This window comes from Rhodococcus sp. 06-470-2, assembly GCF_002258235.1.
Lineage (GTDB): Bacteria > Actinomycetota > Actinomycetes > Mycobacteriales > Mycobacteriaceae > Rhodococcoides.
Genome location: NZ_NOYB01000034.1, coordinates 12,747 through 25,391, shown reverse-complemented (window position 1 = coordinate 25,391; position 12,645 = coordinate 12,747). Strand labels below are relative to the sequence as shown.

The window sequence follows — 12,645 nt, the reverse complement described above, 5'->3', positions numbered from 1 at the left end:
CGCATATTCGCTACGGTGGGAGCCATGAGTCTTCCTCGTCCCGCCCCTGATCAGACAGCCGTCGTGACCGGAGCGTCCTCGGGAATCGGAGCCGCGATCGCCCGCGTGCTCGCATCCCGTGGCCATGGCGTCACCCTCGTCGCCCGGCGCGCCGACAAGCTCGAAGAGTTGGCACAGGAGATTCGGGCACGGGGAGTCCGAGCCGAAGTGCTCGCAGCGGACCTCTCCGACCGCACGGCGCGAGCCGAATTGATCGGCCGCATCACCGAACTCGGCCTGATCCCCGACATCTTGATCAACAACGCCGGCCTTTCCACACTCGGACCGGTCGCAGAATCCGATCCCGACGCCGAGATGCACATGATCGAGGTGGATGTCGTCGCTGTCGCAGACCTGTGCACCCGGTTCCTCCCCGGCATGATCGAACGAGGACGCGGCGCGCTGCTCAACGTGGCCTCGACCGCTGCGTTCCAGCCTCTGCCCGGACAGGCCGGATACGGTGCGTGCAAGGCGTTCGTACTCTCCTACACCCAGTCTCTGACCGGCGAACTGCGCGGAACCGGCGTGACCGCAACCGCACTGTGCCCCGGACCGGTCCAGACCGGGTTCGGCGAAGCCGCAGGCTTCGCCAAAGACGATGCAGAGAAGGCACTTCCGTCGATCATGTGGGTCTCTGCCGAGACAGTGGCCAGGACTGCCGTCGACGACATGACCAAGGGACGCATGGTGTCGATCCCCGGGCCCGCCAACCGCATCGGATCGATATTCGCGCAGATCACCCCGCGAACACTGTTGGTCCCGATGCTCACTCGTGTCCATCCCGGCCTGAAGAAGGGTGCATCGTCGTGAAGCGCGAACTCACCGTTTCCGACAGCATCGTCGTTAATGCCGACGCCGCTACGCTCTACGCCGCGATCAGCGACCCCACCGAGATGGGTCGGTGGAGCCCCGAGAACACCGGTGCCACCGTCCACGAACCCCGCGAGAGTGCCTACGTGGGAATGGTGTTCGACGGAACCAACAAGCGCGGCCGAGCGAAATGGGTCACTCGCTGCACCGTCACGGCGGCCGACCCGGGGAAGACCTTCGAGTTCCGCGTCCATGCCATCGGCAAGAGCGCTCCGAAGATCAAGGGCGCGAACGCAACCTGGCGTTACGACTTCGAGCCGGTCGAGGGCGGCACGAAAGTCACCGAGACCTGGACCGACGACCGGACGAAGTGGCCCGACGCGCTGGCCCTCGTGTTCGACAAGATCGTCACCAGCGGCAAGACGTTCCCGCAGTTCCAGCGTCGCAACATCCGTAAGACGCTGGAGAACCTGCAGAAGCTCTACGCCTGATTGCTATGCCTGCCGGGTGTAGAGGCCGAGAACGTACGAGGCCTGCCCGGCATGCTGCAGGTCGTCGGAGACCACCGACACCAGCCGCGCACCCAGGGTGACCGGCGGATCCCAGTTCTCGTCGACGATCCGATCGAGATCGTCGGTCGAAACGCTGCTTACGTAGGCAACGGTTTTCGAGTGCACGGCATCGTGGTATTCACGCAGCAACTCGGCGCTCGAGGTGACCTGAGCGACGTCGGCGGATGACTGGCCGTACCCGATGTCGGACTTGTCGAACGGCAGCCCGAAACGCTCGAACCACGAGTCCGACGTCCAGACCTGTTCGCTCCCGGCCACGTCCGCAATGTGGTCGTCCTGCACCCGCGTCAGGTGCCACAACAACCAGGCGATGCTGTTGGCATCGGCGTCCGGACGATACGTCAACGCAGCCGCGGGGATGTCGTCCAGGACGGAGTGGACGAGCTCCTTGATTCGACCGAACGCGTCGGTGAGCACTTCGTTGTGATTCATGAAAATTCGTTTCTCCTCTGACGGGACCGCTGACCACTCGTGCATACCCCGATGTGCTCGCAGGGAACATCGGTGCGGTCCGAGCGCGTTGGACCGAATATGACTGCTCCAGCAATTGTGTACACCCGCACCGGCGATTCGTCCGTACTCGAGCTGAAGGATCGCGAGGTGTCCGAGCCCGCCGCAGGCGAAGTGCGTGTCCGCATCGTGGTCTCGGGCGTCAACCCGACGGACTGGAAGAACCGAACCGGCTCCGGACCGGGCGAGGAACTCGCGTTCGACGAGGTGGTACCCAACCAGGACGGTGCCGGAGTGATCGACGCCGTCGGACCCGAGGTCGACGGCGTGGCCGTCGGCGATCGCGTCTGGGTCTACCTCGCCCAGCATCAGCGTCCGACCGGAACAGCGCAGTCTTTCGCAGTCCTACCCGCCTCCCGGGTGGTTCCTCTACCCGACGGCGTCGGATTCGACGTGGGCGCGAGCCTCGGGGTGCCTGCGATGACGGCACACCGCGCATTGACCGTCTCCGAGGACGGACCCACCCGGCTGCACCCGGGCGCACTGGACGGTAAGTCGGTACTCGTCGCCGGTGGTGCCGGTGCCGTCGGCCATGCCGCTATCCAATTGGCCCGCTGGGCGGGCGCGACCGTGGTGACGACGGTCAGCGGACCGGAGAAGGGCGCACTGGCGACCGCCGCGGGCGCGCACCACGTGGTGAACTACAAGACCGGCGACGCCGCCGCCGAGATCCGCGACTTGATCCCCGCCGGAATCGATCTCGTCGTCGAGGTGGCTCCCGCCCAGAATGCCGCGCTCAACGCTGCCGTGGGAGCCAACCGCGCATCGGTTGCCGTCTACGCCAACAACGGCGGCGACACCGTGACCTTGGATGTCCGGCCGAACATGGTGCTCAACACCCGCTACCAGTTCGTACTCCTTTACACCGTGGGCGACGAGGCTCTGCGTAACGCCGAGGCGGACGTCAGCGCGGCCGCAGCAGCAGGTGTTCTCGAGGTGGGCGAAGCCACCGGCCTACCACTGCACCGCTTCCCGCTGCGCGAAACCGCTGCGGCTCACGACGCCGTCGAGAACGGAACCGTCGGCAAGGTGCTGATCGACGTCTCCAGCGAATGATTCAGGTGATGACCGGCAACGTGGACCATGGAAAATTGGTCCACAAGGCCTGAGAATGTTGTCGCCATTTCGTTCCCCCGAGCGGCCTGAGCGTGTTGCTATCCAGCGTCAGTTGGACGACACATGAGTAACAATTCGGACATACCGATTGGTTTGAGATCGAAGTCGGGCCACAGTCCCGGCATGACACTGATACCGGGTGGACAGTACGAAGCACCCATCACAGCCCTGTCCGAACACCTCCGCTGGATGCGCCGAGCAGGCCGCAGCAACAGCACCATCAAGTCCCGACGAATGGTGATGTGCTGGCTCCACGAATGGCTTGGCCGCGACCCCGTCGACATCACCACCGAAGAACTCGAAAACTGGTGCGACTCCATGGAACTGAGCCAGGTCCGCTGGAAGGTCGCCATGGTGAAGCCGTACTACAAATGGATCCAAGCTCGCGGCCACCGCACCGACAACCCGACAGTCCTCATCATCACCCCGCAAGAGCGTCGACGCCGGCCACGCCCAATCGCCACCAACACCCTGATGGACGCCATCGTCCACGCCCCCACTCGGATACTGCCGTGGCTGCTCCTCGCCGCCTACTCCGGGCTGCGGGCCAAAGAGATCTGCTACCTCCGCCGCGAGGATTTCGTTCACGCCGACGGTCACGTCTACCTCGAGTTGACCCACACCAAAGGCGACCGCGAGCGCACCGGCGCGACACCCGACTGGGTGTGGGACATCTTGTCGACGCTGCTCCCCGAGCGCGGTCGTTGCTTCACTGGGATGCACGGCCAAGAGCTGACACCGAAAGCCTTGTCGGCGGCCGCCAACCGGTACCTCCTCAGCCGCGGCACCCGATCGACACTGCACACCCTGCGGCACTGGACAGGAACCAACGCGCTCGACTCGACCGACAACCTCCGTCTTGTTCAGGAGCTCCTCGGTCACGCTTCGCCGGTGTCCACCGCGCTGTACACACTTATCGCGCCCGAACGTCTGCACGAGACCGTGGAGTCGCTGCCCCGGCCCGACTTCGCTCGGCACTATCCGATCGCCCTTGCCAGCTGACTCTGTTGACCATCCACGAAGTTGGTCCACTCCCCCACGTCTAGGAGTTACCGTGTCCCGTCTCCCTCTGATTGTCGCGTCGGCCGGCGCTGTCGCTATCTCGGCTGGTGCGTTCACTCTGTCGTTCACCGCGCTGGCTGACTTGGCTGCGCATCATGGTGTTCCCGCGTCTCAGACGTGGCTGTTCCCGTTGGTGGTCGACGCGACGATTCTGGTGGCGACGTTGTCGGTTGTAGCGCTTCGGCGGTCACGCTGGTACGCGTGGCTGCTGCTCGGATTGTCGGCTGGTGTGTCGCTCGCGGGCAATGCGGTACATGCCTGGCAGTGGGGGCCTGTGGCGGTGGGGATCGCGACGGTGCCGCCGCTGATGCTGTTGGCGGTGACGCACCTGTGCGTACTGCTGATGGCCGACGCCCGGCCCCGGGTGGTCGACGTTGCTGAGGTGGCCGACGCACCACCGATGCTGTCGGTGGTCGATGCGCCCTTTCGTCACGACGTCGCAGCGTGAGGTTGTGTATCGGTTGGATGACGTGTCGGGCGTGTCGGTAACGACCTCTGGTAGAACGACGACTCAACAGAAGTCGACAGGGGAACACCATGGGCATCATCCGCAAGACCATGAGCGTCGGGACGCTCGGGATCGTCAGTTACCGCAACGATGCGGAGCGGACCAGCAAGTACACGAAACAGACTCGCAACGCGGCCCGCGCTCAAGTGGTGCAGCAGGGCGTCTCGTTGGAGTTGCAGCGTCAGCAACTGCAGGCGATGAACCACGCGAACGTTCGCGAGGAGACCCGGCCGGTGACAACTCCGCCGGGTTGGTACGGCGACCCGGGGAATCCTGGGTTCGTGCGTTGGTTCGACGGAAGCCAGTGGACACAGCATGTTCAGCCGTCGGTGCCGCCGACTCCCCCGCAGTACTGACGAAACGAGGACGACGATGAGGCGTGGCGGCTACCTGGATCGGCATCCGGTGGTGGCGGTCTTCTTCGGCCTGTTCGTTCTCGGTCTGGTCATCGAGCACTGGGTGGTGGCGATTCTCGCCGGAATAATATTCTGCGCGGTCAAGGCTGCACAGCATTACCTCGCGGCTGTGGAGGAACGTCGTCGTGCCGACGCGGCTGTCGCGGCCCGCGCGGACTGGGAGCACCAGCAATATCTGGCCGGGAACTCCATCGGCTGGTACGGCCAATACCCACCAGCACGCTAGATGGTGCGATCGGTCTCGACGCTCCTGAGCAGCGCCTCGGTCATGTACTGCTGCGTTGTCTGCCAGAACAGGTCGACGATTTCCTTGGGTTGGACAACGGTTTGTGTGTAGATGCGTTTTCCGTCGACGTTCAGCCATTCGACGGAGGTCTCGACAAATGCACTCATGTCGACGGTCTCACCGGTGTCAGGGTCCTCGAAGTCAGCTGCCTGCCTCGACATCCACACCGCTGAAGTCAGCACGCTGCTCGTGTCGTTCGCGGTGACCTCGCTCATGCGGTTTTCCATTCGTAGTGGAGGCGGTCGGGGTGGATGCCGTTGGCGATACGCCCGGTCGACGGTTTGACGGTGACGTGATCCAGTAGGACTCCGACGACGTCGCGGCGACGCTGAATCGACGCGTCCTCCCACCACGCCAGAATCTTCTCCACCGTCGGCTCCGGGATATCCGACAATGTCGTCGCCCGCTCCACCAGACCCTTCGCCTTCGCGATCCGCTCCCGCAGCCTGGCGGTGCCCTTCTGCATTTGCGTCCGATCGATCACCCCGTCGGCGTAATCCTCACCGAGCGCGTCGAGGCGACCACGGAGCTCGGCGAGCTGTTCCTCCGCGGCCTGCGGGACCGACAGTGCATTCACCGCACCCTGCAAGGCCCGCCTATATCCGGCGTCCGTCAACCGCGCCAACACCCCCTCGGTGATTTCCGCGTCGAGGTCGCCGCCCTTGATCGACACCCGCCCGCAGCCCGTCGGCGCGGACGGGCACTTGTACTTGTACGACTCCCCCGACGCATACGAGTAGAGGCTCGCACCGCACACACCGCACCGCCCGATTCCCGCGTGGAGGAGCGCCTGGGTGCCGTTCCCGCCGGCGTACTTGAGGCGTTCGGGATCGTTGAACAGCTCCACGAGTTTGTCGTACGTCTCGACGTCGAGGATGGGGGTCGACAGTGACGGCTCGAGGGTGCCGTTCTTTTCGCGCATTCCGATCATGCGGGGGTTGACGAGGGCGCGTTTGACGGTGATGGTCTGCCACTGTTTCCCGGAGACGGTGAGGATGCCGCGGGCGTTGAGGTCTGCGACGAGGGGGCGGAGTTTCCCGCCGTCGATTAGGTGTTGCGCCATCTCTCGGAGGTGGGTGGCTTCTTCCTCTACGAGGGTGGTGTTGTCGTCTGACCAGCCGTACGGGCGCATACCTGAGACTGTATCCCACCGGGACTGTATCCGCATACAGGGTGGGGGAAGTGAGAAACCCCGAGCCGGGGGGACTCGGGGTTTCTGGTGTCGGCTGCCTCAACTCCGACGTTGGCGAGCGGCCCCGCCTCAGGCAATCCATGCGAGGTCGAACCTACACGCTGGCGTTCACCCTGTCAGCGAGAAGCGTGCACAACCCCTCCCGCAGATACGCCGCGGTGTGGCGGCCACCGCCCGGGTTGGTCTGCGACTGCGGCAGATAATTCCGCAGCCACCCCACAGCGCCCGGCCAGTCACGCCAATACTGCGGACTCCACCACCCCTGGAAGTTACGGTTCGATGCCTTGAACAGCAGGTCCCCCATCCACGCGTTCAGGTCGGGGCCCGCATACTCCGACAAGTCGGCGAGCAACCGCAGTGGGTTCTCGGGGAGCGCGGAGATTGGGTCACCGGACGCGGCGACCTGGAAGAAATGGTCGATGCCGCGGACCGGTCGGGAGCCGCCGATGCCGTAGCCCCCGACACCCGGGTTGATTGTCGGAGAGTTCCGGGCCCGGAGTGGGTCGGCGATGAGGGCACAGTGCGACACCTGCAGGCCTTCGAGTTCGCCGCGACCGATGCGGGCGGCGATGTTCCCCGCGACGGTCGCGCCTTGGGAGTAGCCGCCGACACCGCAGACGTTCGGGCTGTCGCGGATCGCCTGGATACCGGCCGCGACACCCTGCGCGACGGACGCCCCGTACGCCGGGGTTCCGTAGGTGGCGGGGTACCCCTGGTCGATGTAGCGGACGTTGAACTTCCGCTTGTCGAGTCGATCGGTGAAGGCCCGACAAACACCGTCACCCCCGGGCGGTGAACCTGTGCCTCGGAACATCAGGAAGTCAATCATTGCGCTACCCCAATCAGTGCGTATCGGCGGTCTGCTTCGGCGTCGAAGTCGGTATGTGGTCGGCGCTGCTTCACGGCTGCGGCCTGGCTACAGGCGCGGCAGCATCTCCATCCGCGTTCCCACTTGTGAGGTACGAGGTTGGGCATTTCCAGCTTGTGTCCCCGCGGGCAGTGACTCTTGTTCACGTTGTGGTCTGTGCCGTGCGCCCGCTTGTCGCGGTTGTTCTCACCGGGAGTTGCGTATCGCAGATTCGTGAGACTGTTGTTCCTGGGGTCGCCATCGTTGTGCGCAACTTCCAGTCCCACCGGGCAAGGCCCGATGAAAGCCTCTGCTACGAGGATGTGGACATACCCGTGGTCCTTGGAACCGAGAGCAACAAGTTGATACCCCTTCGGCAAACTAGATGGCCGGAGGATTCTTCCGGAGTATCGCCGATTGTGGGGCGGGGTTTTGCTGCCGCTGCATCGAACCGTGCGTGGTTTAGATCGAACACGTCCGAGTGAGCTCACTTCGTAGCCGTCTACTCCGACTACGGGCTTCCAGAATTCTTGGGAACTGTCCTGCGGAATAGAATCCACGACAGCCCTCCTCTCGCTGAGATCGAGTTGGCGGGTCAGTGGCCGAGTGGTGTTACCAGCACCCTCGGTCACGTTCCATTCTAGTTGTTGCACAGTGGAATTCAGCGGAAATCAATCCAGCAGGTGCTGACCGAAGGCCTGCTCCGCCTGACGCCGGATGTCAGCGACCGAGGCGTTGGCCGTGTCGATCGCCGCGCGGCCCTGCGCGACTCCGTAGTTGAGTTGCGCGGCTACTTCTCGGGCGATTGCTGCAGGGTCGACCGCCGGGCCGATCTCGTATTCGGACGGTTCCAGTGCGACGACGGGCCCTGGATTCTTCACGTTCATCGCGGCCAGGATCAGGCCGAGTGTGCCGAGGACTGACGTGACCATCGACAGGATTTGTGCCGTCTGGTCCTCGGTGACGTACCCGAAGATGCCTGCTGCTGCGAGAGCTGCGGCGACGAGGCCGTAGATCGCGATGCGGAGTTGCGGGTAGTTCTGCGCGAGCTTCGACATCACTTGCCCTCCAGCTTGTCGAGAACCTTCTTGACCATCTCTTCGGTTCGGTACGTCGATGCGTCGATGAGCTGCGCATTGGTCGGGAGATCGAACGCCACCTCGCCGTTGATGATCGACGGCCGCGGCTTCAGTAGAGCCTCTCGCACTTCCGCGACCGCTTCGACGAGCGTGTTGTTCCGGGACGGGTCGACCTTCGAGCGGCCAAGGATCTCCCAGCCCTGGCCGCCTGGCCCGACGAGCTGATCCAGGATGAGTTGCGGTGTGTCTGCCACGGGGGCTCCTTCGGTTCGTCCGCCACCGAACAGTGCGCGGAGTTGGTTGATGTCGCCGCGGTAGGCGTTGGCGTCGATCTGTTGGCCTGCGACTCGGGCTTTCTCGGTGAACTGCAGGATTTCGATGTTGGGTGCGCCGTCGTGGAACGGTGCCCATCCGGCCGCCACCGTTGCGGGCGAAGTCTCGTAGAGGGTGGACGCGAATCCGGTGCCGCCGATGTAGTTCGAGTTCCACAGCGGCGGCGTACCGGCGAGGTTCGGTGAGCGCATGCGGTCGCGCCAGAACCAGCGCGGTAGGTAGTTCGCGAACACCCGCATGCCGCGGGCTTCGATGGCGGCGATGCGGGCGCGGAGGTCGTTGATATCTCCGCCGCCGGTGGTGTCCTCGTAGTCGAGTTGGACGGGAACTTTCGGGTCGCCGAGGTGGGCGAGAAGTAGGTCGGCCTCGCGTTCGGGGTGGGAGGCCTTGCGGCAGAACACGTATCCGCCGAACAGGCCGGGGAAGTGTTCCGCCATCTGCTCGCGTGCTCGCGGCCAGTACGGATCCTTGTAGCCGTCACCCTCGGTCACCTTGTGCGAAGCGAAGACGAACCCCTCGCGTTTCGCAGCAGCAAAGTCGAAATTGCCCTGGTGATTGGAGACGTCGATTCCATAGAGGGTCATACGCGCGCCGCCCGTTTCTTCGATTCGCGTGCGCGCCTTCGTGCACACGTCTTGCATTGCCGTGACTTGCCGCCGCTGTACACGTTGTCCGGCGTGTATTCATGACCGTAGGAGCAGTGGTCTCGCTTCGAGTAGTGATGGGTCCCGTGTCGGACCTTGTCGAGTTGGTTCTCAGATGGCGTATCCCACCGCAGGTTTGTGAGGCGGTTGTCCTTACCGATTCCGTTGTTGTGGCAGCCTTCAAGGCCGACCGGGCAGGGGCCCACGAACGCCTCAAGAACTAGCCTGTGCACTCGAACCTGTCGAACGAATCCGTTGCGACTGAGGTTGACTCGGTACTTGTCATCGGTCCCTAAGTTTGGGTTCAGCACCGCCCCTTGCAGTCGTAGAGCATGGGATCCACGCTGCGTCGTCCGCGCGACGCTGCGCACCCGTCCGAGGTCGCTGACTTCGTAGACACCCTCATATCCGCGTACGGGCCGCCACGACTCTGCGGCGCTCATCGGAGGAGTCCTATTACTTGCTCGTGGATGAGTCGCCAGATGTCCCGTGGCGGCGCTGCGGGTGCCGGTGGTGGCGGTGGCGCTTCGCCTGGCCATGATGCGCCCTGAAGCCACGGCCCCGGGTCGAGCCTGTCCGGGCCGGGAGGCGACCACACAGCCTTGTGCACCTCGAAGTGCAGATGTGGTGCTACGCCGCCGTTGGTGTTGCTGTCCGGGTTGATGCGGCCGATGCGTTGCCCGGCTTCGACGCGCTCCCCGACGCGGACCTCGGGGAGGATGTGCCCGTAGACCGTCAGCCCGGAGCCGTCGGCGGTCGGGTGGTCGATGCAGATCCACTGCCCGAATCCTGATGCTGGCCCGGCCATGGTGACGCGGCCACCTTGCGCTGCGTAGATCGGGTGTCCGCCGGAGCCGCCGTCGCGCCCGAAGTCCTGGCCCCAGTGGAACGTGCCCCACCGGGCGGCGAACGGCGAGGTGACGTAGAAGCCACGAGCTACAGGTAGGAAGCGTGGCGGCATGTGGGTGCTGTCCTCTCGGGGAGGTTCAGCTCGGCCCACAGCCAGCAGCAACTATCTACACGCCAGAATAGACCCGACCAGGCAGAGTGGCTGGTAACGCTTGGGTTAGAGGACGTCGGACACGTCGTTGGCCATCCAGTCGGCGATGCTGCCGCTGGACTGGAAGCTGGAACGGCTGAGGTAGACACCCTCGTAGAGATTCGCGGGACCGTAGGTGATCGTCGGGAAATCCTGATCCACGATGACAACGCCATTGCGCTTGACGACCCATCGCGCATCGGTGAGATCCCACTCGAGTACGTCACCCGACACGGGAGTCACCGACAACGTGAACAACTTCGAGAACGTATTCGGGCCGGTACCACGAACAATCGAGTACTCGTTGTTGTCGAAAAACAGGCCACCCCACGACGACCGGTTCGCATTCGACCGCATGACCGCACCAGCGAAACGCTCACTCGCACTGCCATTGACCGAGCCGACCGTGATCCGGCCATGCGTCTTCGTCGTCGTCAACGGCGTGGTGTGCAGAGCGTGCGCGTAGCCGTCATTCGTCGTTGTCCACGCCGCAGCATTCGACGAGATACCCAGACCAACGCCAGAGCCCATCACCGAGTACAGGGACCCGAGACCTATACCGTTGGGGCGGTCATACAGATCGACCAACGAACGCTTTACAAGCTCTTGCCCGATTGACCGAGAGGCCTCTACGTACGTCACCCACCCAGACAGGAAATCCATCGACGACTGCGAAATGGTCGAACCCGGTGAGGTAGTCGCGACGACCGCGCCGTTCTTCACCGGATTGAACCCAGGTAGCGGTGCCGGATCGAACAGTTCGATACCGGCGAGCGTCACCGTTCCCTGCACAGTCAGAGTCATCGCAAGGTAGTCGCCGGTCTGTGCAAGAGCCTCATCCGGAAACGTCACGAGTTGCGTCGAGAAGGTCGAAAGAATGCTCCCCGCCAGTTCTCCTGACGTGCCCAGCAATTCGGACAGATTACCCGCCGCGTTCATCCGATAGAACCGTGCAACCAATGATGTGGGTGCACCTTTCGCGTAGAAGTACATCAGCTTGATCGCATCGTCCGACGTGATGCGAATGAACGTGACGATCGTGGTGTTGGTGAACGCCTTACCCGGATCCTGAAGAGGCATCGTGTGTGAGTGCGATCCAGAGTCGCCCGCATTCGTGGATCCGGTGCGCGCAGCCGGAGTCATCACCAATTGAGAGCGAGAGAACGACGGATACCCGAGCGGTGTGATCGTCTCCCCGATCGGACGATTGGTCTTCACATCGAATGCCGTGACCTGCTGCTGCACCGTCGTCACGATCTCGATCGCAGTGTTCGCGTTGGCGTTGGCGTCAGTGGCCTTGGTGTCCGCGCCTTTGACGAATCCCGTCAGGTCAACGAACCCGCCCGTCACCCCTTTCAGGGCATATACGAAGTCGGAGATGAATTTGTTGATGGCCGCTGCGATAGCCCCGACGACGTCCCCGAAGCCGCCGAGTAGGTTGTCGATCAACGCATCCCACACGTCACCGAGCAGATTCAGGATGTCCGCTGACTGCCCCGCCGCCACCGACGCCTGCGTGACGTTCTGCAGCTGGTAGACAGTGTTCCCACCCGACGCACCCTCGGGAAAATTGAGGTCTGGTGACGTCACAGTGTCGACTCCCCATCAGGAACCGGCGACGACTCACGCGCCGCCACCACAGCCTCCGCCTCCGCACGCGCCTCCGGATCAGCACCCGCCACCTTCAACGCCGTCACCTTCGCCGCCAACACGCCCGCCTCGATCGCAGCCAACGCCTCTGCAGGCAACGATGTGAAATCCGGGACCGGCAACGCCTCAGGCAACGCGGGCTCCGCCGGATCCGTCGACTTCACCCACGCACCCGCATTCATCGCAATGTTCGGGCCCGCAGGCGAATCCACATGCTTGATCTGCGGCTCCCGTGGGTCCGAGCAGTTCAGCTTGTCGTCATCCCACACGTGGCAGGCGATGAAGTGGCATACCTCCGCTGGCAACGAAATCGGCGGCACCCCCTCATGCGTCGGGATACCCTGCAGCAGCTTGTAGTTCCGGTGGTAGGTCGCAGGATTGTCCGGGTCGAACGCCTTCGCCTTCGCCTCAGCGCGCGCGGCCCGACGCGACTGCCGCTCCGTACGCGCCTGCTTCTGCTCGTCCGACAGTGCCGCCTCCGCGTCGAACACCCACGTCTGCCCCGGCTCCTCGGTCTTCTTACGACGCGCCATGACTAGTCC

At 63.8% G+C, this 12,645-nt stretch carries 18 protein-coding genes; 7 read left to right on the top strand and 11 right to left on the bottom strand.

Annotation, left to right across the window (positions count from 1 at the left end; all coding sequences use genetic code 11):
• Positions 1-24: 24 nt before the first annotated feature.
• The gene (locus CH276_RS18935) at positions 25-849 is read left to right on the top strand and encodes an SDR family NAD(P)-dependent oxidoreductase (RefSeq protein ID WP_094631607.1); all 825 of its coding nucleotides are present in this window, start codon (positions 25-27) and stop codon (positions 847-849) included.
• Positions 846-1,340 carry an SRPBCC family protein gene (locus CH276_RS18930; protein WP_094631606.1) on the top strand — a complete coding sequence of 165 codons (495 nt, stop codon included), beginning with the start codon at positions 846-848 and terminating at the stop codon, positions 1,338-1,340. Before CH276_RS18935 ends, CH276_RS18930 begins: the two co-directional genes overlap by 4 nt.
• 3 nt (positions 1,341-1,343) lie before the next feature.
• Here CH276_RS18930 and CH276_RS18925 read toward each other — a convergent pair whose 3' ends face one another.
• Complete coding sequence (locus CH276_RS18925) at positions 1,344-1,853, bottom strand: mycothiol transferase (RefSeq protein ID WP_094631622.1); 510 nt, start codon at positions 1,851-1,853, stop codon at positions 1,344-1,346.
• A gap of 99 nt (positions 1,854-1,952) precedes the next feature.
• On the opposite strand from CH276_RS18925, the gene CH276_RS18920 reads away from it, so the two are divergent.
• The 5 genes from CH276_RS18920 (at position 1,953) to CH276_RS18900 (ending at position 5,259) form a co-directional block, all read left to right on the top strand.
• Positions 1,953-2,987: an NADPH:quinone reductase gene (locus CH276_RS18920; RefSeq protein WP_176459337.1), complete on the top strand. Its 1,035-nt coding sequence runs from the start codon at positions 1,953-1,955 to the stop codon at positions 2,985-2,987.
• 183 nt (positions 2,988-3,170) lie between these two features.
• On the top strand, positions 3,171-4,049 hold the full coding sequence (locus CH276_RS18915) for a tyrosine-type recombinase/integrase (RefSeq protein ID WP_176459336.1): 879 nt from the start codon (positions 3,171-3,173) through the stop codon (positions 4,047-4,049).
• Between the two features lie 52 nt (positions 4,050-4,101).
• Positions 4,102-4,557, top strand: coding sequence for a DUF2637 domain-containing protein (locus CH276_RS18910; RefSeq protein WP_254924360.1), 456 nt, complete (start codon positions 4,102-4,104; stop codon positions 4,555-4,557).
• A gap of 89 nt (positions 4,558-4,646) precedes the next feature.
• On the top strand, positions 4,647-4,973 hold the full coding sequence (locus tag CH276_RS29040; protein ID WP_254924359.1) for a DUF2510 domain-containing protein: 327 nt from the start codon (positions 4,647-4,649) through the stop codon (positions 4,971-4,973).
• A 16-nt stretch (positions 4,974-4,989) separates the two neighbouring features.
• Entirely contained in the window at positions 4,990-5,259 is a 270-nt protein-coding gene (locus CH276_RS18900) for a hypothetical protein (RefSeq protein WP_094631603.1), read from the top strand.
• Here CH276_RS18900 and CH276_RS18895 read toward each other — a convergent pair.
• The 10 genes from CH276_RS18895 to CH276_RS18850 form a co-directional block, all read right to left on the bottom strand.
• Complete coding sequence (locus CH276_RS18895; protein WP_094631602.1) at positions 5,256-5,534, bottom strand: hypothetical protein; 279 nt, start codon at positions 5,532-5,534, stop codon at positions 5,256-5,258. The genes CH276_RS18900 and CH276_RS18895 overlap by 4 nt on opposite strands.
• Positions 5,531-6,451, bottom strand: coding sequence for a recombinase family protein (locus tag CH276_RS18890; RefSeq protein ID WP_176459335.1), 921 nt, complete (start codon positions 6,449-6,451; stop codon positions 5,531-5,533). The genes CH276_RS18895 and CH276_RS18890 overlap by 4 nt, the downstream gene beginning before the upstream one ends.
• Before the next feature lie 154 nt (positions 6,452-6,605).
• Complete coding sequence (locus tag CH276_RS18885) at positions 6,606-7,340, bottom strand: PE-PPE domain-containing protein (protein WP_094631600.1); 735 nt, start codon at positions 7,338-7,340, stop codon at positions 6,606-6,608.
• Positions 7,337-7,918, bottom strand: coding sequence for an NUMOD4 motif-containing HNH endonuclease (locus CH276_RS29315; RefSeq protein ID WP_141214748.1), 582 nt, complete (start codon positions 7,916-7,918; stop codon positions 7,337-7,339). The genes CH276_RS18885 and CH276_RS29315 overlap by 4 nt, the downstream gene beginning before the upstream one ends.
• 111 nt (positions 7,919-8,029) lie before the next feature.
• Positions 8,030-8,419: a phage holin gene (locus CH276_RS18875; RefSeq protein ID WP_141214747.1), complete on the bottom strand. Its 390-nt coding sequence runs from the start codon at positions 8,417-8,419 to the stop codon at positions 8,030-8,032.
• Positions 8,416-9,354: a glycoside hydrolase family 25 protein gene (locus tag CH276_RS18870; RefSeq protein WP_094631597.1), complete on the bottom strand. Its 939-nt coding sequence runs from the start codon at positions 9,352-9,354 to the stop codon at positions 8,416-8,418. Before CH276_RS18870 ends, CH276_RS18875 begins: the two co-directional genes overlap by 4 nt.
• The gene (locus tag CH276_RS29310; protein WP_094631596.1) at positions 9,351-9,857 is read right to left on the bottom strand and encodes an NUMOD4 motif-containing HNH endonuclease; all 507 of its coding nucleotides are present in this window, start codon (positions 9,855-9,857) and stop codon (positions 9,351-9,353) included. The genes CH276_RS18870 and CH276_RS29310 overlap by 4 nt, the downstream gene beginning before the upstream one ends.
• Entirely contained in the window at positions 9,854-10,375 is a 522-nt protein-coding gene (locus CH276_RS18860; RefSeq protein WP_094631595.1) for a M23 family metallopeptidase, read from the bottom strand. The genes CH276_RS29310 and CH276_RS18860 overlap by 4 nt, the downstream gene beginning before the upstream one ends.
• A 105-nt stretch (positions 10,376-10,480) precedes the next feature.
• Entirely contained in the window at positions 10,481-12,043 is a 1,563-nt protein-coding gene (locus tag CH276_RS18855; RefSeq protein WP_094631594.1) for a hypothetical protein, read from the bottom strand.
• Positions 12,040-12,636, bottom strand: coding sequence for a hypothetical protein (locus CH276_RS18850; protein WP_094631593.1), 597 nt, complete (start codon positions 12,634-12,636; stop codon positions 12,040-12,042). Before CH276_RS18850 ends, CH276_RS18855 begins: the two co-directional genes overlap by 4 nt.
• Positions 12,637-12,645: the final 9 nt, after the last annotated feature.

Bases quoted from the DNA above. Each gene is read 5' to 3' on its own strand.
- CH276_RS18935 (WP_094631607.1), top strand. From the start codon at position 25: ATGAGTCTTCCTCGTCCCGCCCCTGATCAGACAGCCGTCGTGACCGGA.
- CH276_RS18925 (WP_094631622.1), bottom strand. From the start codon at position 1,853: ATGAATCACAACGAAGTGCTCACCGACGCGTTCGGTCGAATCAAGGAG.
- CH276_RS18920 (WP_176459337.1), top strand. From the start codon at position 1,953: ATGACTGCTCCAGCAATTGTGTACACCCGCACCGGCGATTCGTCCGTA.
- CH276_RS18915 (WP_176459336.1), top strand. From the start codon at position 3,171: ATGACACTGATACCGGGTGGACAGTACGAAGCACCCATCACAGCCCTG.
- CH276_RS29040 (WP_254924359.1), top strand. From the start codon at position 4,647: ATGGGCATCATCCGCAAGACCATGAGCGTCGGGACGCTCGGGATCGTC.
- CH276_RS18900 (WP_094631603.1), top strand. From the start codon at position 4,990: ATGAGGCGTGGCGGCTACCTGGATCGGCATCCGGTGGTGGCGGTCTTC.
- CH276_RS18895 (WP_094631602.1), bottom strand. From the start codon at position 5,534: ATGAGCGAGGTCACCGCGAACGACACGAGCAGCGTGCTGACTTCAGCG.
- CH276_RS18890 (WP_176459335.1), bottom strand. From the start codon at position 6,451: ATGCGCCCGTACGGCTGGTCAGACGACAACACCACCCTCGTAGAGGAA.
- CH276_RS18885 (WP_094631600.1), bottom strand. From the start codon at position 7,340: ATGATTGACTTCCTGATGTTCCGAGGCACAGGTTCACCGCCCGGGGGT.
- CH276_RS18870 (WP_094631597.1), bottom strand. From the start codon at position 9,354: ATGACCCTCTATGGAATCGACGTCTCCAATCACCAGGGCAATTTCGAC.
- CH276_RS29310 (WP_094631596.1), bottom strand. From the start codon at position 9,857: ATGAGCGCCGCAGAGTCGTGGCGGCCCGTACGCGGATATGAGGGTGTC.
- CH276_RS18860 (WP_094631595.1), bottom strand. From the start codon at position 10,375: ATGCCGCCACGCTTCCTACCTGTAGCTCGTGGCTTCTACGTCACCTCG.
- CH276_RS18850 (WP_094631593.1), bottom strand. From the start codon at position 12,636: ATGGCGCGTCGTAAGAAGACCGAGGAGCCGGGGCAGACGTGGGTGTTC.